Source organism: Bradyrhizobium uaiense (assembly GCF_010811875.1).
Classification (GTDB): domain Bacteria; phylum Pseudomonadota; class Alphaproteobacteria; order Rhizobiales; family Xanthobacteraceae; genus Bradyrhizobium; species Bradyrhizobium uaiense.
The window spans coordinates 1-1,348 of sequence record NZ_VKHP01000497.1 but is presented as its reverse complement, the minus strand read 5'-3'; the positions used below and the strand labels follow the sequence as shown (position 1 = coordinate 1,348).

General features: G+C 61.7%; 1 protein-coding gene. It reads right to left on the bottom strand.

Features of this window, described 5'->3' with window-relative positions; translation table 11 throughout:
• Positions 1-1,347: IS66 family transposase (tnpC, locus tag FNJ47_RS46080; RefSeq protein WP_163163417.1), on the bottom strand; the 1,347-nt coding region annotated here is incomplete at its 3' end.
• Position 1,348: the final 1 nt, after the last annotated feature.

Here is a 1,348-nt window from a genome sequence, read left to right as displayed (position 1 = left end):
ACTCTTCCTGCCAGTTACAAAAACCCTGATGTCGCGCTCCAGAAGATTGTTGTCGATCGGCATGCTGCCGTCCCCGGTGTAGCGCGTCAGATATTCCCATTGGTTTCGGGTGTAGGATACGGCGTCGCCGAGCTTGCTGTCAGGCAAGACCTTCGGGGCCATGTCATCGAGCCATACCTTGAGAGCATTGAGGATGGGGACACTATGTTGCTGGCGGAAGCGGCGAATGCAGTCGGCCTGTGGTTCACCCTTCTCCGGTATTCCGTCCCGCGCCTGCCTTTCAACCCGGTAGAGCTGGTCGAAGAACCGCAGCGCCTGCTCGGGCGGACCGCCGCCCTTCTTCCTCGCCCTGAGGGCATCGACAAAGCGCCGCCGGGAGTGGGCCATGCAGCCGATGTGGGTGGCCCGTTCCAGCGTGCGCCATGCGGTATAGCCGTCACTCATCACGATGCCGCGGTAATCGCCGAGGAAGGCCTGCGGGTGGATTTGGCCGCGGCCCGGCTGATAATCCAGAAGAACGATGGGCTCGTGACTGCCCTTGCCACTGCGATAAGCCCACATATACGATGTGCTGGTGGCCTTTTTGTCCTTCTCCTTAAGGACCTGAACCGTCGTCTCGTCGCCATGGATGAGAGGCTGCGATCTGAGCCGCAGCTTCAGAGCGTCATAGATGCGGGAGAGATGTTTCTCGCTCGAGCCGATCACCCAGCGACCCAAAGCGCCGCGGCTGACCGGAACGCCGGCGCGTTCGAAGGCCTGCGCCAGGCGGTAGAGCGGCGTGCCATCGACATATTTATGAACCAGCGCGAACGCCAGCGTTGAGGCCGTGGCAACGCTGCCCGGCAGCGGCTGCGTCGGCATCGGCGCGGTCACGACAGGGGCGTTGATCCCGGTGCGATCGCAATGGCGGCACGCATATTTGAAGCGTACGTTCTGTAAAACCTTCGCCTTCACCTCGATATGAAGTTGCTCGGTGACAGCCTCGCCCATGCGATGCATCTGGTCACGGCAGCAAGGACACGCCTTCTGATCGTCGGGCAGGTCATACTCGACGCGCTCACGCGGCAGGTTCGCCGGCAGCGGCCTGCGGCCGCGCTTCTTTCCCGTTGTGTTTTTGACGGGTGGCAAGCCCGTGTCCGGAAGTTCGGCGATATTGTTCGTTTCACTGCCGGCGTCATCCTCATCGGCGGCCTGCTCGGCTTCATTGAAGAGACGATCGACGTGCTTTTCGCTGCGTGGCGCAAAACGATGCAGGCGTGCCAGCGCCAGTTCTTCCTCGAGTTTGACGACGCGGTCGGCGAGTTGATGGTTCTCCGCCTGCAGCGCAGCAATGCGCGCCAACAGCACT